Annotated in this window: 14 protein-coding genes; 11 read left to right on the plus strand and 3 right to left on the minus strand. The window is 63.5% G+C overall.

The window, feature by feature from the left end; all coding sequences use genetic code 11:
- The first annotated feature begins 80 nt into the window (after window positions 1-80).
- Window positions 81-992, plus strand: a complete 912-nt coding sequence (locus RMET_RS07210; protein ID WP_011516182.1) for a helix-turn-helix transcriptional regulator — start codon at window positions 81-83, stop codon at window positions 990-992.
- 63 nt (window positions 993-1,055) lie between these two features.
- Here the strand turns inward: RMET_RS07210 and RMET_RS07215 are convergent, their stop codons facing one another.
- The 3 genes from RMET_RS07215 to map form a co-directional block, all read right to left on the minus strand.
- Window positions 1,056-2,888 carry a pseudouridine synthase gene (locus RMET_RS07215; protein WP_011516183.1) on the minus strand — a complete coding sequence of 611 codons (1,833 nt, stop codon included), beginning with the start codon at window positions 2,886-2,888 and terminating at the stop codon, window positions 1,056-1,058.
- Between the two features lie 27 nt (window positions 2,889-2,915).
- Window positions 2,916-5,489: a [protein-PII] uridylyltransferase gene (locus RMET_RS07220; protein ID WP_011516184.1), complete on the minus strand. Its 2,574-nt coding sequence runs from the start codon at window positions 5,487-5,489 to the stop codon at window positions 2,916-2,918.
- Window positions 5,490-5,568: 79 nt separating this feature from the next.
- The gene (gene map / locus RMET_RS07225; protein ID WP_011516185.1) at window positions 5,569-6,387 is read right to left on the minus strand and encodes a type I methionyl aminopeptidase; all 819 of its coding nucleotides are present in this window, start codon (window positions 6,385-6,387) and stop codon (window positions 5,569-5,571) included.
- 347 nt (window positions 6,388-6,734) lie between these two features.
- Between map and rpsB the strand changes: the two genes are divergently transcribed.
- The 10 genes from rpsB to RMET_RS07275 all read left to right on the plus strand — a co-directional run bounded on the left by rpsB (window position 6,735) and on the right by RMET_RS07275 (window position 17,605).
- A complete protein-coding gene (gene rpsB, locus RMET_RS07230) occupies window positions 6,735-7,478 on the plus strand; it encodes a 30S ribosomal protein S2 (RefSeq protein WP_008652266.1) in 744 nt (247 codons plus the stop codon).
- A 227-nt stretch (window positions 7,479-7,705) separates the two neighbouring features.
- Complete coding sequence (gene tsf / locus RMET_RS07235) at window positions 7,706-8,584, plus strand: translation elongation factor Ts (RefSeq protein ID WP_011516186.1); 879 nt, start codon at window positions 7,706-7,708, stop codon at window positions 8,582-8,584.
- A 304-nt stretch (window positions 8,585-8,888) separates the two neighbouring features.
- Window positions 8,889-9,599 (plus strand): UMP kinase, encoded by a 711-nt coding sequence (gene pyrH / locus RMET_RS07240; RefSeq protein WP_008652269.1) that lies wholly within the window; start codon window positions 8,889-8,891, stop codon window positions 9,597-9,599.
- Between the two features lie 108 nt (window positions 9,600-9,707).
- Window positions 9,708-10,268 carry a ribosome recycling factor gene (gene frr / locus RMET_RS07245; RefSeq protein ID WP_011516188.1) on the plus strand — a complete coding sequence of 187 codons (561 nt, stop codon included), beginning with the start codon at window positions 9,708-9,710 and terminating at the stop codon, window positions 10,266-10,268.
- A 52-nt stretch (window positions 10,269-10,320) separates the two neighbouring features.
- Window positions 10,321-11,091, plus strand: coding sequence for an isoprenyl transferase (locus tag RMET_RS07250; RefSeq protein WP_011516189.1), 771 nt, complete (start codon window positions 10,321-10,323; stop codon window positions 11,089-11,091).
- 42 nt (window positions 11,092-11,133) lie between these two features.
- Entirely contained in the window at window positions 11,134-11,955 is an 822-nt protein-coding gene (locus tag RMET_RS07255) for a phosphatidate cytidylyltransferase (RefSeq protein ID WP_011516190.1), read from the plus strand.
- A 31-nt stretch (window positions 11,956-11,986) separates the two neighbouring features.
- Window positions 11,987-13,165, plus strand: a complete 1,179-nt coding sequence (ispC, locus tag RMET_RS07260; RefSeq protein WP_011516191.1) for a 1-deoxy-D-xylulose-5-phosphate reductoisomerase — start codon at window positions 11,987-11,989, stop codon at window positions 13,163-13,165.
- 41 nt (window positions 13,166-13,206) lie between these two features.
- A complete protein-coding gene (gene rseP / locus RMET_RS07265) occupies window positions 13,207-14,598 on the plus strand; it encodes an RIP metalloprotease RseP (RefSeq protein WP_011516192.1) in 1,392 nt (463 codons plus the stop codon).
- A gap of 142 nt (window positions 14,599-14,740) precedes the next feature.
- On the plus strand, window positions 14,741-17,050 hold the full coding sequence (gene bamA / locus RMET_RS07270; RefSeq protein ID WP_008652050.1) for an outer membrane protein assembly factor BamA: 2,310 nt from the start codon (window positions 14,741-14,743) through the stop codon (window positions 17,048-17,050).
- 21 nt (window positions 17,051-17,071) lie between these two features.
- Entirely contained in the window at window positions 17,072-17,605 is a 534-nt protein-coding gene (locus RMET_RS07275; protein ID WP_011516194.1) for an OmpH/Skp family outer membrane protein, read from the plus strand.
- The last annotated feature ends 34 nt before the right edge of the window (window positions 17,606-17,639 follow it).

Here is a 17,639-nt window from a genome sequence, read left to right on the forward strand (position 1 = left end):
GGTGGCCCGATCAGACTGGTACAAGAGTCCAGTTAGACTGGTATAAATTGTGTCAGCCTAGGCAAACGGAGTGAATCATCATGAATGCTCGCCAGGAACCGGGTGTCCTGCTCGATGTGGATGGCTACGAGGAGATCGAGGGCACCGGCAGGGAGCCGGAACTGGGCGCATTCCTGCGCGCCCGGCGCGAAAGCCTGGATCCGGCGCGGCTGGGCCTGTCGCGCATGGGCCGGCGGCGCACGCCTGGTCTGCGGCGCGAGGAAGTGGCCGCGATGGCCGACATCGGCATCACCTGGTACACGAAGCTGGAGCAGGGCCGTCCGATCCGGGTATCGCCGAAGGTGCTCAACGCGGTTGCCGCAGCGCTGCAGTGCTCGCCCTCGGAGACCGAGCACCTGTTCACACTGGCCGGCATGCAACGGCCGGCGCCACTTGCGGGGACGTCGGTCTGTGAAACGGTGTCCGCCACGACGCAACGGGTCCTCGATCAGCTCGATCCGATTCCCGCCCTGGTGCAGAACGCGAGATTCGACATCGTCGCGCATAACGAAGCCTATTGCCGGCTGCTTGGTGTCGATCTGCCGGGCCTGCCGGTCGAGGATCGCAACTGCATCTATCTGGCGCTGACACATCCGGCCTGGCGCGCGATCGTGGTTGACTGGCACGGCATGGTCGCGAACATGGTGGCGCTTTACCGGGCCGCGATGGCCGAGCATGTGCACGATCCTGTCTGGGACGCGCAACTCAAGCGCTATATGGCGGTGTCGGCGCTATTCCGGGATCTCTGGCAGCGCTATCAGGTGCGCGGTATCCAGAACCACGTCAAGCAGTTCACCCATCCGGAAACGGGGGCTTTCAACCTGACGCAGACCAACTGGTGGACCGCGCCGCGCAACGGCGCGCGGCTTCTGGTTTATGTGCCGGCCGATGAGTCGGCCGAGGAAGCGCTGCACAAGCTGCGGCCGGTGACCGGGCAGAGCGCAGGCATTTGAGTGATTGATGGCTATTCCTCCCTCCCGCTGACGGACGAGAGGAATAGCCGGCAGGCGCCCCTGTCAGAACTTCTCGAAGGCCCCCAGGAAGCGCCACTGGCCCGGCGGCAGGTCGCCGAGCACCACACGGCCCATGCGCACGCGCTTGAGGCCAACCACCTTCAGGCCAACCTGCTCGCACATCCGGCGAATCTGACGCTTGCGGCCTTCACGCAGCACGAAGCGCAGTTGCTCCTCGTTCTGCCAGCTGACCTTGGCCGGCTTGAGCGCCACGCCGTCCAGCGACAGACCGTGGCGCAGACGCTCCAGCAGGTCGTCGGGGAACACGGCACTGATATTGCGCTCGACCAGACCCTGCGGCGATTCCCACTCGACGCGCACCAGATATTCCTTCTCGACATTCGAATCGTCGCCGATCAGTGCGCGTGCAACGCGGCCATCCTGGGTCAGCACGAGCAGCCCGGTCGAGTCGATGTCGAGCCGGCCAGCCGGCGCGAGATTCTTGCGTTGCCACGGGGCGAAGCGCTTGCGGGTGGGGTCCAGTTCCCACTGGTTCTCAGGCGCAAACAGCACAGCAGCCGGCTCATAGCCGTCTTCGGCCTGGCCGGAGACATAGCCGACCGGCTTGTTAAGCAGCACCGTCACGCGTTCGCCTTGTTCCGAGCGCGCGGCCTGCAGGATTTCGATCTCCGCTTCGGGACGAATGCGCGTGCCGAGTTCGGTCACTGGCTTACCGTCGACGAGCACCCAGCCGCGCGGAATCCATTCATCGGCCTCGCGGCGCGAGCACAGGCCCAGTTCGGACATGCGCTTGGAGAGACGGACGAGGCCGTCTTCATGCTCGGAGACCGGCTGACGCGCTTCGGCGCGCGGCACCGGGCGTTCGGTACGTTCACCACGGGCGCGGTCGGCCGAATCGCTGAAGCGGCGTGCCGGGGCGTCACCACGACGCGGTGCGTTGTCGTCCTGGTGCTGCCGGCGCGGCGCGCGAGCTTCGTCGCTGCGGTGCGGGCGCTCGGTACGCTGCGTGCGCTCGTCATCGCCGTAGCGGCGGGGACGTTCGGCGCGATTGTCGTCGCCATAGCGGCGCGGTTGCGCGGAGCGGTTGTCGTCTCCAGCGCGGCGTTCACGCTGCGGGCGTTCCTCGTCGCCAAAGCGGCGGGGCGGGGCGGCGCGATTCTCGTCGCTGAATCGACGCGGACGCTCGGCGCGATTGTCATCGCCATAGCGACGCGGTTGCGCGGGGCGGTTGTCATCTCCGTAGCGCCGCTCGCGTTGCGGACGTTCCTCGTCGCCAAAGCGGCGGGGCGAAGCGGCGCGATTCTCGTCGCTGAATCGACGCGGACGCTCGGCGCGATTGTCATCGCCATAGCGACGCGGTTGCGCGGGGCGGTTGTCATCCCCATAGCGGCGTTCACGCTGCGGACGTTCCTCGTCGCCAAAGCGGCGGGGGCGTGCGGCACGATCTTCGTCGCTGAACCGACGCGGACGCTCGGCTCGATTGTCATCGCCATAGCGGCGCGGTTGCGCGGGGCGGTTGTCATCGCCGTACCGGCGCTCGCGCTGCGGGCGCTCCTCATCGCTGAACCGGCGTGGTGCCCGCTCTCCTTCGGCAAAACGGCGAGGTGCCCGCTCGCCTTCGGCGGGGCGCGGACGTGCCGGTCGCGCCGGTCGGTCCTGACGCTCATTGCGCGGCGCGCCATCGGCCGGCCCAGCCTTGCGCTTGTCCTTGTCGGAGGCGCGGTCCTTGGCCTGCTTGATCCCCGTGACCACTTCCTGGACACGCTTGCGGTTCAGGTCAGACACGCGCACCGGGCGGCTCGCCTTGCGCGTTGTGCTGGAGGAGGTGGTCTTGATGCCCAGCGTCTTGCGGCCGGGCGTATTGCTATCGGTCATATCGTTTCAACTACCGGCGTGCCGGCCTTAGATGGCCAGCGCGTCGAGCAGGTCCTGTTCAAGCTGAATCTGCAATCGGTTGTCGGCGGCCAGTCGCGAGCCGTCGACCAGGAACACGTCTTCCACGCGTTCACCGAGCGTATTGATGCGTGCCGAATGCACGGACACGCGATGTTTGGCCAGCACGCGCGCGATCGCGTACAGCAGGCCGGTGCGGTCGTTGGCGGATACCGACAGCAGGTAATACTGGCCGCGCTCGTCGGGACGCAGGTCCACGCGCGGCTTGATGGGGAAACTGCGCGACTGGCGCGACAGGCGTCCTTGTGTAGGGTCGGGCAGTGGGCACTCCAGCCGCACGCGCTCACCGAGTTCGTGCTCGACCAGCGTCAGGATGTCGCGGTAGTCACCGGCAAGGCCTGGGTCCGTGATCTGGAACGTATCCAGCGCGTACCCGTCGCGCGTGGTCTCGATCTTGGCGTCCTGAATCGAAAAGGCCTTGCGCTCGAAGTAGCCGCAGATACGCGCGAACAGGTCGGGCTGATCCTTGACGTAGACCGCCACCTGGAGGCCTTCGCCCGCCGGCGAGATGCGCGCTTTGACCACGGGGTTGGGACTGTTCACCTTGTTGAACAGACTGCGCGTGAGCCAGGCGATGTCGCGAGCGTCCTGCCGCATGAAGAACGACATGTCGAGCTTGTCCCACAGCGGCTTGGCCAGTTCGGGATCGAATGCTTTCAGTCGCAGTTGGGCGATCGTGTCGTCGCGCTTCTGCGCCCAGAGCGAATGCGTGTCGAGCCGCGCGCCGCCGAGCACGCGCAGCGTGATGCGGTACAGGTCCTCGAGCAGCTTGCCCTTCCAGGCATTCCAGACTTTCGGGCTGGTGCCGCGGATATCGGCCACGGTCAGCAGGTACAGCGCGGTCAGATAGCGCCCGTTGCCCACTACCTGGGCGAATGCCTTGACCACGTCGGGGTCGGTCAGGTCCTGTTTCTGGGCGACGTGGCTCATCGTCAGGTGATGCTCGACCAGCCACGCGATCAGGTCGGTGTCCTCGCGCGAGATGCCATGCTGCTTGCAGAAGCGGCGCGCATCGACGGTGCCGAGCTTCGAATGATCGCCGCCACGACCCTTGGCGATGTCATGGAACAGCGCCGCCACCCACAGCACCCATGGGCGGTCGAAGCCGGCCATCAACTGGCTGCAGAACGGAAACTCATGCGTATGCTCGACGATGGCGAAGCGGCGCATATTGCGCACGACCATCAGGATGTGCTGGTCCACGGTATAGACGTGGAACAGGTCGTGCTGCATCTGGCCGACGATGCGTCGGAAATTGATCAGGTAGCGGCCTAGCACGCTGGTCTGGTTCATCAGGCGCAACGCATGGGTGATCCCCTGCGGCTCCTGGACGATGGCCAGGAACAGGCGACGGTTCACCGGATCGTTGCGCCAGCTGGCGTCCATGACCGTTCGCGCGTTGTAGAGCCCGCGCAGCGTGCGCGGCGAAAGGCCTTTCACGCCGGGCGTGCGCTCATAGAGCAGGAACGTCTCCAGGATCGCGTGCGGATTGCGCTCGTAGAGATCGTCGCTCGTGATCTCCAGCATTCCCTGGCGTTCGACGAAACGATCGTTGATCTCGCGCGTGACCATCGACTCGCTCGGGAACAACATCGCCTCGATGTTCAGCAGCAGCACGCTGTTGAGCTGCGTGACTGCCTTGGCTGCCCAGTAGTAGCGGCGCATCAGCTGCTCGCTGGCGCGCTTGTTCGTGGTCTGCCGATAGCCGAATGCCTCGGCCAGCGCCGTCTGCAAGTCGAACACGAGCACGTCCTGGCGGCGGCCGGCCAGCAGGTGCAGGCGAGCGCGGATCGTGCGCAGCAGGCGCTCGTTGCGGGTGAGTTCCTGCGCTTCGCGCTCGGTCAGCAGGCCGCGCTCGAACAGTTGCTTCCAGCTGTCGCCGAGCCTGGCGGCCTCGGTCATCCACAGGATGACCTGCAGGTCGCGCAAGCCGCCCGGGCTTTCCTTGCAGTTCGGTTCCAGTGCGTACGGCGTGTCCTGGTACTTGGCATGCCGCTGACGCATTTCCAGCAGCTTGGCCTGGAAGAAGTCGGCCGCGTCCATGTCGGCCTGATAGCGCGTCTGCAAGGACTTGAAAAGCGCCTTGTTGCCGATCAGCAGACGTGCCTCGAGCAGCGATGTGCGGATCGTGATGTCGGCCGCCGACTCGCGGATGCAGTCGTCGACCGTACGTACCGACGAACCGATCTCGAGGCCCAGGTCCCAGCATAGGCCGATGAAGCGCTCGAGTTTCGCTGCCATTTTCGCATCGGGCTCGCCGGGCAGGAGCAGCAGCACATCGACGTCGGAGTGGGGGAACAGCTCGCCGCGCCCATAGCCGCCCACCGCCACCAGGGCGACATCGCCGGGCAGTTCCAGGCCGGTCCAGGCTTCCGTCAGCGCGACGTCGACGGCGCGGCGCAGCTTGGTGACGAGTGGATTGACCTGGTTGTTCGCGTCGAATTCGGCGAACAGCACCTGCTTGTCAGCTTTGAGCTTGTCGCGAATGCGCTGGCAGAGCAGCAGTTCCGGCGTGGTGTCCATGGGCGGGTCGATGGAGGTCGTAGGCACGGCTGCAAGAAGAAAGGGCGCCGTGGTTGGCGCCCTGGCGAACGATGCGGCGTCAGGCCGCCACGGTTTCCGTAATGAACGCAGGCGGCAACGGCGAGCCTTCGGAAAGCGTCAGCACTTCGTAGCCGGTTTCGGTCACGAGCACGGTGTGCTCCCATTGGGCCGACAGGCTGCGGTCGCGCGTCTTGACGGTCCACTGGTCCGGCATCGTGCGGATATCGCGCTTGCCTGCGTTGATCATCGGCTCGACCGTGAAGATCATGCCGGCCTTGATCTCCATCCCAGTGGCTGGACGGCCGTAATGCAGGACCTGCGGGTCCGAGTGGAAGACCTTGCCGATGCCGTGGCCGCAGTATTCGCGCACCACGCTATAGCCGGCGGCCTCGGCATGGGTCTGGATGGCATGACCGATGTCTCCGAGGCGCGCGCCGTTGCGCACCTGCTGAATGCCCTTCCACATGCATTCGTAAGTGATCTGGGACAGGCGCTTGGCCAGGATCGACGCCTCGCCGACCACGAACATGCGGCTCGTGTCGCCGTAGTAGCCTTCCTTGGTGATCACGGTGATGTCGAGATTCACCACGTCGCCGCTCTTCAGCACGCGATCGCCCGGAATGCCGTGGCAGATCACGTCGTTGACCGACGTGCAGATGGCGCCAGGGAAGGGCGGGTAACCGGGGGGCGCATAGTTCAGCGGCGCCGGCACGGTGCCCTGCACGTCGCGCATATACGCGTGGCAGAGGCGGTCGAGTTCGCCGGTGGTGACGCCGGGCTTCACGTGTGGGGTGATGTAGTCGAGGACCTCGGAGGCAAGGCGGCAAGCCACGCGCATTTGGGCGATGTCTTCGGCGGTGTTGATATGGATGCTCATGCTGCTTTGCCTGTAAGTGACGGCTCAGCCACTGGCCGCGCCGGAAACGATTCGCAAAACGGGATTATCGCACCATCGTGACGGGAAAGCAGGGGGAACACGGGGAATTGTCCGATTGACGGCGGCGGAGCGGGCTGCTCTTGGTCGATTTCCAAGGGGGTTGAGCCGACCCCGACTTTGTTGCTACAATCACGGGCTGACTTGCTCCGGGCTGCTCGACAAGCGTTGCGGTGGCTCAGGCGGGTCAGAAATCACTTTTTTGTAAATCGCTGGTCCGCCCATCCGGGGTGTTCCTTTTCAGGAATGTCGGGGCGGACTTCAGACCAAACCCTATTGGAGCACCTCTCATGTCCGTGACTATGCGCGAAATGCTGGAAGCCGGTTGCCACTTTGGCCACCAGACCCGCTTCTGGAACCCGAAGATGGCCCCCTTCATTTTCGGTCACCGCAACAAGATCCACATTATCAACCTCGAAAAGACCCTGCCGATGTTCCAGGACGCGCTGAAGTACGTGCGCCAACTGGCAGCAAACCGCGGCACCGTGCTTTTCGTGGGTACCAAGCGTCAATCGCGCGAAATCCTGGCTGAAGAAGCTGGTCGCGCTGGCATGCCCTACGTCGACGCCCGCTGGCTCGGCGGCATGCTGACGAACTTCAAGACCGTCAAGATCTCGATCAAGCGCCTGAAGGACATGGAAGCCGCCAAGGAAGCCGGCGCGCTGGAAACCATGAGCAAGAAGGAAGCGCTGATGTTCGAGCGCGAGATGGAAAAGCTGGAAAAGTCCATCGGCGGCATCAAGGACATGGGTGGCATTCCTGACGCCATCTTCGTGGTGGATGTCGGCTACCACAAGATCGCCGTGACCGAAGCCAACAAGCTGGGTATCCCCGTGATCGGTGTGGTCGACACGAACCACTCGCCGGAAGGCATCGACTACGTGATCCCGGGTAACGACGACTCGAGCAAGGCTGTGGCCCTGTACGTGCGCGGCGTGGCCGACGCGATCCTGGAAGGCCGTGCAAACGCGGTTCAGGAAGTCGTGGAAGCCGCACGCGGCGACGACGAATTCGTCGAAGTCCAGGAAGGCTGATTGCCCGCTGGCGTCTGAGGCCGGGGCACACCGGCCAATGACGCCTGCCTTGCGGCAACTAAAAAAGGGGGCACAGCTGGCGCCCCCTTTTTGCAAACAGAATTTGTTGTCATCCGCCGCGGATACCATTCGCCGCGGGTGAAGCCGGACTGAAGTGGATCTGATCCCGGCCGGCTGCCACGCGCGACGTGCTGGGCAGCCGGCCCGAACCAATCAAGGAGTGACAAATGGCGGCAATTACCGCAAGCATGGTTGCAGAACTGCGCGCGAAGACCGACGCGCCGATGATGGAATGCAAGAAGGCCCTGACGGAAGCCGACGGCGATCTGGGCAAGGCTGAAGAACTGCTGCGCGTCAAGCTGGGCAACAAGGCCAGCAAGGCTGCTTCGCGCGTGACCGCAGAAGGCATCGTGGTTTCGTACATCGACGGCACCACGGGCGCGCTGGTCGAACTGAACTGCGAAACCGACTTCGTGTCGAAGAACGACGACTTCCTGGGCTTCGGTGCCAAGGTTGCCGAACTGGTAGCCAAGCAGAACCCGGCCGATGTGGCTGTTCTGTCGGCGCTGGAGATGGACGGTTCGACCGTCGACGCCGTGCGCTCGGCCCTGATCGGCAAGATCGGCGAGAACATGACGATCCGCCGCTTCGTGCGTTACACCAACGGTGGCAAGCTGGTTTCGTACCTGCACGGCACCCGTATTGGCGTGATGGTTGAGTTCGATGGCGACGAAGCCGCCGCCAAGGACGTCGCCATGCACGTGGCCGCCATGAAGCCGGTGTCGCTGTCGGCTGACCAGGTGCCCGCCGAGCTGATCGCCAAGGAGCGCAGCATCGCCGAGCAAAAGGCTGCCGAATCGGGCAAGCCGGCCGAGATCGTCGCCAAGATGGTGGAAGGTTCGGTCCAGAAGTACCTGAAGGAAGTTTCGCTGCTGAACCAGTCGTTCGTGAAGAACGACAAGCAGACCGTGGAACAGATGCTGAAGGGCGTCAACACGACCGTGAAGGGTTTCACGCTGTACGTGGTTGGCGAAGGCATCGAGAAGAAGCAGGACGATTTCGCTGCTGAAGTGGCTGCCCAGGTGGCCGCCGCCCAGAAGGCCTGATGTCCTGGTGGCTGGGCGGATTTCCCCCTTGAGGGGTGACCACCTGGCCACCGTATAATGCAGAGGGGCGCCGAAAGGTGCCCCTCTGCACAAGTGCGGCCTTCAGTGGCGCCGCACCAGCCAGTTTTCGCAGTCACCGGCATTTCGCGCGTCTTTTGACAGATGTTGCGGGCAGATGACAGCGAAAACCGGCTTGTCTCAGTCAAGCGATCCGTATTTTTGCGCGGCCGGTGCGCAGATGCTTCGTGCCGCCCGCGCCCACCCTCCGTTCAAACGAGCGATCAAGAACCAGCCCGAGGTGAACATGCCTGCCTATAAGCGCGTCCTTCTGAAATTGTCCGGTGAAGCCCTGATGGGCGACGATGCCTTCGGTATCAACCGTGCCACCATCGAGGGCATGGTCAATGACATTGCCGAAATCGTGAAGCTGGGTGTCCAGGTCGCGGTCGTCATCGGCGGCGGTAATATCTTCCGCGGTGTCGCTGGCGGTGCTGCCGGCATGGACCGCGCCACGGCCGATTACATGGGTATGCTGGCCACGATGATGAATGCGCTGGCCTTGCAGGACGCGATGCGCCACGCCAGCATCGAAGGCCGTGTGCAGTCCGCGCTGCGCATGGACCAGGTCGTCGAGCCGTATATCCGCCCGCGCGCGATTCGCCAGCTCGAAGAGGGCAAGGTGGTGATCTTCGCCGCCGGCACCGGCAACCCGTTCTTCACGACCGATACGGCCGCGGCGCTGCGTGGCTCTGAAATCGGTGCCGAAATCGTGCTCAAGGCGACCAAGGTGGACGGCGTGTATACCGCCGATCCCAAGAAGGATCCGAGCGCCACGCGCTACACGACCATCTCGTTCGACGAAGCCATTTCCCGCAACCTGCAGGTCATGGACGCCACCGCGTTCGCGCTGTGCCGTGACCAGAAGCTGCCAATCAAGGTGTTTTCGATCGTCAAGCCGGGCGCACTGAAGCGCGTGATCCTGGGCGAGGATGAGGGCACGCTGGTGCACGTTTAAGGGGCGGGGACCGCATCTGGATGCGGATTCGGTCCTTCCTCAGAGTAGAATGTTTCATTTTCGATCCCGCTGGGCGGGATCATGTCTGGCCGTTTTTCGGAGGTAATCATGACCGTCGCCGACACTAAGAAGAGCGTCGAGCAGAAGATGCAGAAGTCGATCGAAGCTTTCAAGGCCGATCTGGCGAAAGTTCGTACCGGCCGCGCTCATACCGGCTTGCTTGACCATGTTCAGGTGGATTACTACGGCTCGATGGTGCCGATCAGCCAGGTGGCTGCAGTCAGCCTTGCCGACGCCCGCACGATCTCCGTGCAGCCCTGGGAAAAGAAGATGGTCCAGGCTGTGGAAAAGGCGATTCGCGACGGCGATCTGGGCCTGAACCCGGCCACGATGGGCGACGTGATCCGCGTGCCGATGCCCCCGCTGACCGAAGAGCGCCGCAGGGAGCTGACCAAGGTCGTCAAGGGCGAAGCCGAAGGCGCCAAGGTGGCCGTGCGCAACCTGCGCCGCGACGCCAACGAGCAGTTCAAGAAGCTGGTCAAGGACAAGGCAATTTCCGAGGACGACGAGCGTCGCGGTCAGGACGAAGTGCAGAAGCTCACGGACAAGTTCGTGGCCGAAATCGACAAGCTCGTTGCCGAGAAAGAGAAGGAGATCATGACGGTGTAAGGCCGTCCTGGCGGCCGAGCCGCCAGGGTTGCCGGATATCGTCCGCGAATCCATGCAGCACATCAGTTCGACGCTAGGCGTTCCCGATACCACCTATGTGCCTCGGCACGTTGCCATCATCATGGATGGCAACGGTCGCTGGGCGACGCAGCGTCATCTACCCCGTGTGGCCGGCCACAACCGTGGCCTGGACGCAGTGCGCGAGATCGTGCAGGCGTGCGCCGCTCGTGGCGTGCAGTACCTGACGCTGTTTGCATTCAGTTCCGAGAATTGGCGCAGGCCCGCCGACGAGGTGTCATTCCTGATGCGTCTGTTCATGACCGCCTTGCGTCGCGAAGTGGTCAGGATGCACGCCAACAATATTCGCCTGCGTGTGGTCGGCGATCTCAGCCGGTTCAGCCCGCGCATCCAGCAGGCGATCAAGGATGCCGAGGCGCGCACGGAAGGCAATACGGGCCTGACCGTGACGATCGCCGCCAACTATGGCGGCCGCTGGGACCTGCTCCAGGCGATGCGCAAGATGCTGGCGCGTTCGCCGTTGCTCGATTCGGACGCGATCGACGAGTCCGTTCTGGCGCCGCATCTGGCTATGGCCTACGCGCCCGAGCCGGACCTGTTCATCCGCACCGGCGGGGAGCAGCGCATCAGCAACTTCCTGCTCTGGCAGCTTGCCTACACGGAGTTGTACTTCACCGAAACGTTCTGGCCGGATTTTGATGCCGCCGAGCTGGACAAGGCCTTTGCCTCGTACCGTCAGCGCGAGCGGCGCTTCGGACGGACCAGCGCGCAGCTGGTGGCGCCAGGCCTGTCCGGTACAGCCTGACGCATCCAACGCCCAACAAACTCACGGGAACCCACAGCGCATATGCTCCTTACCCGCGTCATCACCGCCGTATGCCTGTTGCTGTTGATCCTGCCGATCCTGTTCCTGGCGCCGCCGGCGGCACTGGCGGGGCTGGTCGCCGTCATCGTGCTGCTGGGCGGCTGGGAGTTTGGTCGCCTGATCGGGTTGCGCGGGGCCTGGCCCTATGTGTACGCAGTAGCTTGCCTGCTGGTCCTGATCGGATGGCATGATGCGCCGCAGCGTGACGCGGTGACGTGGCTGCTGGAGGCGTCCCTGATTGCCTGGGGTGTGGCACTGGTGCTGATGGCGCGCGGCGTGCGAACTGCCACCCCCGCGTTCACGGCGCTAGGGGTCGTTCTGGGGCTGATCATGCTGCCGGCCTTCGGTCACGCCGTCATGGTACTTCGGGCTGCGGGCATTGGCGTGCTGCTGACGGCTGCCGTGCTGGTCTGGGCCGCCGATATCGGCGCATACTTCGTTGGCAAGGCCATCGGCAAGCGCAAGCTGGCACCCACGATCAGTCCGGGCAAGTCCTGGGAGGGTGCCATTGGCGGCTGGCTGCTGGCGATGATCGTGGCGCTCTCGCTGGCCGCGACGCACACGTTCGCCCCAACGTGGTACTCGTTGGTTGCCGACAAGGGCGGGCTGCGCCTCGTGGTTATCCTGACCACGCTGCTGGTCGCGGCCAGTATTGTCGGCGACTTGTTCGAGTCGCTGCTCAAGCGCCAGGTCGGCATGAAGGACAGCAGCCGTCTGCTACCCGGCCATGGCGGGATCCTGGACCGGATCGATGCGTTGATCCCGGTGTTCCCGCTGGCGGCTCTGCTGCTCGCGTGGATCTGAACAAATAATCTGATTTCGCATTCCAGCTTCTATGCAACGCATCACCATCCTCGGCGCTACGGGTTCCATCGGCGAGAGCACGCTTGACGTGGTTCGGCGCCATCCGGATCGCTACTCTGTCCACGCACTCAGCGCGCATCGGCAAGTCGACAAGCTGGCGGCCGCCTGCGTGGAGTTTCGTCCCGCGCGGGCCGTGGTAGGGTCGGCCGAGGCGGCGCGTGAACTCGAAGCCAAGCTGCGTGCCGCCGGTGTTCCCACCGAGGTGAGCTATGGCGAGACCGCGCTTGAATCCATCGCCGAGGACGCTGGCACGGATGCAGTGATGGCCGCCATCGTCGGTGCGGCAGGCTTGCGATCCTCGCTGGCGGCTGCTCGGGCCGGCAAACGTGTGCTGCTGGCCAACAAGGAATCGCTCGTGATGTCCGGCGGCATCTTCATGGATGCCGTGCGTGAGCATGGCGCCACGCTGCTGCCCATCGACAGCGAACACAACGCCATCTTCCAGTGCCTGCCGACCAGTGATCCGCGCTATGGCGCCGGGGTATCGAAGGTGCTGCTTACCGCCTCGGGTGGCCCGTTCCGCACGCGTGATCCGTCCACGCTGCACGACATCACGCCCGACCAGGCCTGCGCGCATCCGAAGTGGGTGATGGGGCGGAAGATATCGGTCGATTCCGCGACGATGATGAACAAGGGTCTCGAGGTCATCGAGGCGCACTGGCTGTTTGGCGCGCCGGCCGAGAAAATCGAGGTGCTGATCCATCCGCAAAGCATTGTCCACTCGATGGTGGCCTACGCGGACGGCTCCGTGCTGGCGCAACTGGGCAACCCCGACATGCGGACACCCATCGCCTACGGTATGGCCTATCCGGAGCGGATCGACTCCGGTGTAACGCCGCTCGATCTGACGGTTGCCGGTGGCCTGCATTTTGAGACTCCAGACCTTGAGCGCTTCCCATGCCTTGGGCTAGCCTTTGATGCATTGCGTGCCGGCGGCGTGGCGCCCGCAGTGCTAAATGCAGCCAACGAGGTGGCCGTGGAAGCGTTCCTGAACGGCAAGATCCGCTTCACCGATATCGCTCGCGTGGTGGCAACCGTGCTGGAGCAGCCGGCGGACGGATCGGCTGATACGCTCGAGGGCGTGCTGGCTGCCGATTCAGCAGCGCGTCGCGGCGCGCAGGCGCAGTTGGGAAGCCTGGCTGGCCGTTGAACCAGTCCGCCGTGGGCAGATTCTGAAAAGGGTGATTTGCCATGCAAACCGTAATTGCGTTCGTCGTCGCCCTCTGTATCCTGATCTTTGTGCACGAGATGGGGCACTACCTTGCCGCGCGCGCTTGCGGCGTCAAGGTGCTGCGCTTCTCGATCGGCTTTGGCCGTCCGTTGGTGCGTTGGGTCGGCAAGGGCCGTGACAAGACGGAGTGGACGCTGGCGGCAATTCCGCTGGGCGGCTACGTCAAGATGCTGGATGAGCGCGAGCGTGACCCGGAGACCGATCCGCCGATCGATCCCGCGGAGTTGCCCCGTGCGTTCAATCGCCAGCCGGTAGGCAAGCGCTTTGTCGTCGTGGCCGCCGGGCCGCTGGCGAATTTCTTGCTGGCCGTCGTGTTGTACGTGGTGCTGTTCGCGGGTGGGATGCGCGAGCCGGTGCCGGTGGTGGCCGCGCCGGCCGCTGGGACGCTGGCGGCGCAGGCCGGCGTGCGGGACGGCGATCGCGTGCTGTCGCTGACCGCAAACGATCATACTGAAGCCGTGCGCTCCTGGAATGATCTGCGCATGGCCGTGTTTTCCCAGGGTTTCGGGGATGCGCGGGCGGTACTGCGGGTGCGTGGGATCGATGGGGCCGAGCGCGATGTTGCCTTGGCACGCCTTCCGAATACTGGCGGAGATCCGGAGCAGGACCCGCTGGCCGTTCTGGGCCTGGCCCTCAAGGGCGGTCCGGTGACCATTACCGAGATCGTCCCCGATTCCGCGGCGCAGCGCGCCGGGCTCAAGGCCGGCGACCGGGTAGTGGCATGGGATGGGCAGCCCCTCACACAGGCCAGCGCGCTGATTCGCGGTGTCCGTGCCCGTCCCGGGCAGGAGGTCACGCTAGGTATCGAGCGGGCAGGGGAACGTATTGACGTCAAGGCGAAACTCGACGCGGCGCCAGCGCCCGAAGGCGAGGCCCGTGGAGGGTCTCAGGTCGGCAAGTTGGGGGCCGCGCTCAACCAGTCCGTCCAGACAGAGATCGTCCGGTACCCGCTGGTACAGGCGGTGGCGCGGGCTGCGGACCAGGTTTGGAACACCAGCGCGCTGTCGTTGAAACTGCTCGGCAAGATGCTGGTGGGGCAGGCGTCCCTGCAGAATTTGAGCGGGCCGCTGACCGTGGCTGACTATGCGGGACGCGCTGCGAACATGGGCTGGCAGCCATTTATCAGCTTTCTGGCATTGGTCAGTGTCAGCCTCGGCGTGCTGAATTTGTTACCTATTCCGGTTCTGGATGGTGGGCATTTGCTGTATTATTGCGTGGAATTTTTGACTGGCAGGCCTGTTCCAGACCATTGGCAAGCGATGCTGCAGAAGGTAGGCATCGCGTGCATCTTGCTCCTGACCTCACTCGCTTTGTTCAATGACGTCAGCCGACTGTTTCTGGCGCGCGGCTAATTTCGCGTAGCCGGAGCCCAAGTTGGCAGGGGGCGATCGTATCCCAGGGGAAGAACCTCGTCGGGATCGGGCAGCCGTGCCAGCATTGCCAGGCTTGGAGCCAATGCCCTGCATGAAATCGATGAGGAAGAGGGGATCGACTTTGATCAGAAATAAGCGCATCTCGCTGGGTCTACTGACGAGTGCCATTATTGCGGCTTGGAGCCCGGCGGGCTTTGCCGCCGATCCGTTCGTGGTCAAGGATATCCGTGTGGAGGGCCTGCAGCGCGTCGAGCCGGGCACGGTCTTCGGCTACCTGCCAGTTCGCGTTGGCGAAACTTTCACCGACGACAAGGGTGCGGACGCGATTCGCGCGCTCTATAACACCGGTTTTTTCAAGGACGTACAGATCCGCGCCGAAGACGGCGTTCTGGTTGTCCAGGTCGAGGAACGTCCGGCGATCTCGCAGCTGGAGTTCGTCGGCATCAAGGAATTCGACAAGGACACGCTGCGCCGCTCGCTGCGCGCCGTTGGCGTGGCCGAGGCCCGCTATTACGACAAGGCGCTGATCGACAAGGCAGAGCAGGAACTCAAGCGCCAGTATGTGGCTCGCGGCTACTATGCCGCCGAGGTGCAGACCACCGTGACGCCAGTGGACCGCAATCGCGTGTCAGTGGTGTTCAACGTTGATGAGGGCCCGGTCGCCAAGATCCGCCAGATCAATATCGTCGGCAACAAGGCATTCAAGGAAAGCACGCTGCGCGATGAAATGCAGCTTTCCACGCCGAACTGGCTCTCCTGGTACACCAAGAACGACCTCTATTCGAAGCAGAAGCTGACGGCTGACCTGGAGGCGCTGCGTTCGTACTATCTCAACCGCGGCTACCTCGAATTCCAGATCGAGTCGACGCAGGTGTCGATCACGCCGGACAAGAAGGACATTTACCTGACGCTGAATATCAGCGAAGGGGATCAATACAAGGTGTCCGACATCCGCCTGGCCGGCGAAACGCTCGGCAAGCAGGAAGAGATGGAGAAGCTGCTGCAGCTCAAGAAGGGCGACATCTTCTCGTCCGAAAAGCTGACGGCCAGCACCAAGGCAATTACGGACCTGCTCGGCACGTACGGCTACGCCTTTACGACGATCAACCCGCAACCGCAGGTGGATAAGGAAAAGCGTGAAGTGGCGCTGACCCTGATGGTCGACCCGGGCCGCCGCGTCTACGTGCGCCGCGTGAACGTGGTGGGTAACAGCAAGACGCGTGACGAAGTGGTGCGCCGCGAGATGCGCCAGATGGAATCGTCGTGGTTCGACAGCGAAAAGCTCCAGCAGTCGCAGGCACGTATCAACCGGACGGGCTACTTCACTGACACCAACATCACCACTGAAGACGTGCCGGGCGCGCCCGACCAGGTCGACGTGAACGTGAACGTGACGGAAAAGCCGACCGGCCAGATCAGTCTGGGTCTGGGCTTCTCGTCAACCGACAAGCTCGTGCTGCAGGCAGGTCTGCGCCAGGACAACGTGTTCGGTTCCGGTACCAGCCTGGGCCTGGATGTGAACACGGCCAAGTCGTTCCGTACGATTGCGCTGACGCAATACGACCCGTACTTTACGGTTGACGGCATTAGCCGATCGACAGACATCTACTACCGTACGTCGCGCCCGCTGTACTACACCGGTGATCAAGACTACAAGATCGTCTCGGCTGGCGGTGGCTTCAAGTTCGGGGTGCCGTTCTCGGAGAACGACACGGTGTTCTTCGGCATCGGCTACGAGCGGACGCAGGTTTACACCTCGCCCAACACGCCGAACCAGTACACGGCCTGGCTGCAGAAGATCGGTAAGGCCAGCGGTGATCCGATCAACAACTTCCCGTTCACGATCGGCTGGGCACGGGATCGCCGCGACAGCGCGCTGATTCCGACCAAGGGTCCGTACACGCAGGCCAACCTGGAGGTGGGTGTTCCGGGCGGCGACACGCAGTACTATCGCGCAAGCCTGCAGCAGCAGTATTTCTACCCGCTGTCGAAGTCCTTCACGCTGGCCTTCAACGGCGAAGTGGCCTATGGTCACGGTTACGGTAATACGCCGTTCCCGGTGTTCAAGTACTTCTACGCCGGCGGTATCGGCTCGGTGCGTGGCTACCAGACCAGCACGCTCGGTCCGAAGGACCAGAACGGTAACCCGGTGGGTGGCGCATCGAAGATGATCGGCAACGTGGAATTCGTGTTCCCGCTGCCTGGCTCGGGTGTTGACCGCACGCTGCGACTGTTCACGTTCTTCGACTTCGGTAACGTTTACCAGGAAGGGGCGCCGCTTTCGTTCAGCGATCTTAAGTATTCGACTGGTTTCGGTATGTCGTGGCTTTCGCCGATCGGTCCGCTGAAGGTCAGCATGGGCTTCCCGCTGAAGAAGGACGAAACTGACAAGGTTCAACGCTTCCAGTTCCAGATCGGTACCGCGTTCTGATCCCCACAGAGGATTTGTTTGATGAAAATTTACACTCCACTGGCGAAATCCCTGAGCGCGGCCGCGCTGGCCGCTGCGGCCTTGTGCGCGGCGGCCCCGGCGATGGCTCAGGAGGCGCGCATTGCTGCGGTCAACTCGGAACGTATCCTGCGCGATTCGCAGCCCGCGAAGGCCGCACAGGTCAAGCTTGAGCAGGAATTCTCCAAGCGTGACCGTGAACTGCAGGATATGGCCCAGAAGATCAAGGCCATGGCTGACAAGCTCGACAAGGACACAGCCGTGCTCGCCGACTCGGACCGCCAGCGCCGTCAGCGCGAAGTGGCCGATCTCGATCGCGAATTCCAGCGCAAGCAGCGTGAGTTCCGCGAGGATCTGAACCAGCGGCGTAACGAGGAACTGGCACAGGTGCTGGAGCGTGCCAACCGCGTGATTCGTCAGATCGCCGAGCAGCGCAAGTATGATCTGATCGTTCAGGAAGCCGTTTACGTGAATCCGCGCATCGACATCACCGACGACGTGATGAAGGCGCTGAACGCCGGCAGCACGGGCAAGTAAGCGACGGCGCCAAAGCGTCGTCTGCCGTTTCGAT

This window comes from Cupriavidus metallidurans CH34 (genome assembly GCF_000196015.1).
Taxonomy (GTDB): domain Bacteria; phylum Pseudomonadota; class Gammaproteobacteria; order Burkholderiales; family Burkholderiaceae; genus Cupriavidus; species Cupriavidus metallidurans.

Excerpts from the sequence above, each read along its gene's own strand:
- map (WP_011516185.1), bottom strand. The coding sequence starts at position 6,387 with ATGAGCATCCATATCAACACCGCCGAAGACATCGCCCAAATGCGCGTG.
- rpsB (WP_008652266.1), top strand. The coding sequence starts at position 6,735 with ATGTCCGTGACTATGCGCGAAATGCTGGAAGCCGGTTGCCACTTTGGC.
- frr (WP_011516188.1), top strand. The coding sequence starts at position 9,708 with ATGACCGTCGCCGACACTAAGAAGAGCGTCGAGCAGAAGATGCAGAAG.
- ispC (WP_011516191.1), top strand. The coding sequence starts at position 11,987 with ATGCAACGCATCACCATCCTCGGCGCTACGGGTTCCATCGGCGAGAGC.
- tsf (WP_011516186.1), top strand. The coding sequence starts at position 7,706 with ATGGCGGCAATTACCGCAAGCATGGTTGCAGAACTGCGCGCGAAGACC.
- RMET_RS07255 (WP_011516190.1), top strand. The coding sequence starts at position 11,134 with ATGCTCCTTACCCGCGTCATCACCGCCGTATGCCTGTTGCTGTTGATC.
- pyrH (WP_008652269.1), top strand. The coding sequence starts at position 8,889 with ATGCCTGCCTATAAGCGCGTCCTTCTGAAATTGTCCGGTGAAGCCCTG.
- RMET_RS07250 (WP_011516189.1), top strand. The coding sequence starts at position 10,321 with ATGCAGCACATCAGTTCGACGCTAGGCGTTCCCGATACCACCTATGTG.
- RMET_RS07215 (WP_011516183.1), bottom strand. The coding sequence starts at position 2,888 with ATGACCGATAGCAATACGCCCGGCCGCAAGACGCTGGGCATCAAGACC.
- RMET_RS07275 (WP_011516194.1), top strand. The coding sequence starts at position 17,072 with ATGAAAATTTACACTCCACTGGCGAAATCCCTGAGCGCGGCCGCGCTG.
- RMET_RS07220 (WP_011516184.1), bottom strand. The coding sequence starts at position 5,489 with ATGGACACCACGCCGGAACTGCTGCTCTGCCAGCGCATTCGCGACAAG.
- rseP (WP_011516192.1), top strand. The coding sequence starts at position 13,207 with ATGCAAACCGTAATTGCGTTCGTCGTCGCCCTCTGTATCCTGATCTTT.
- RMET_RS07210 (WP_011516182.1), top strand. The coding sequence starts at position 81 with ATGAATGCTCGCCAGGAACCGGGTGTCCTGCTCGATGTGGATGGCTAC.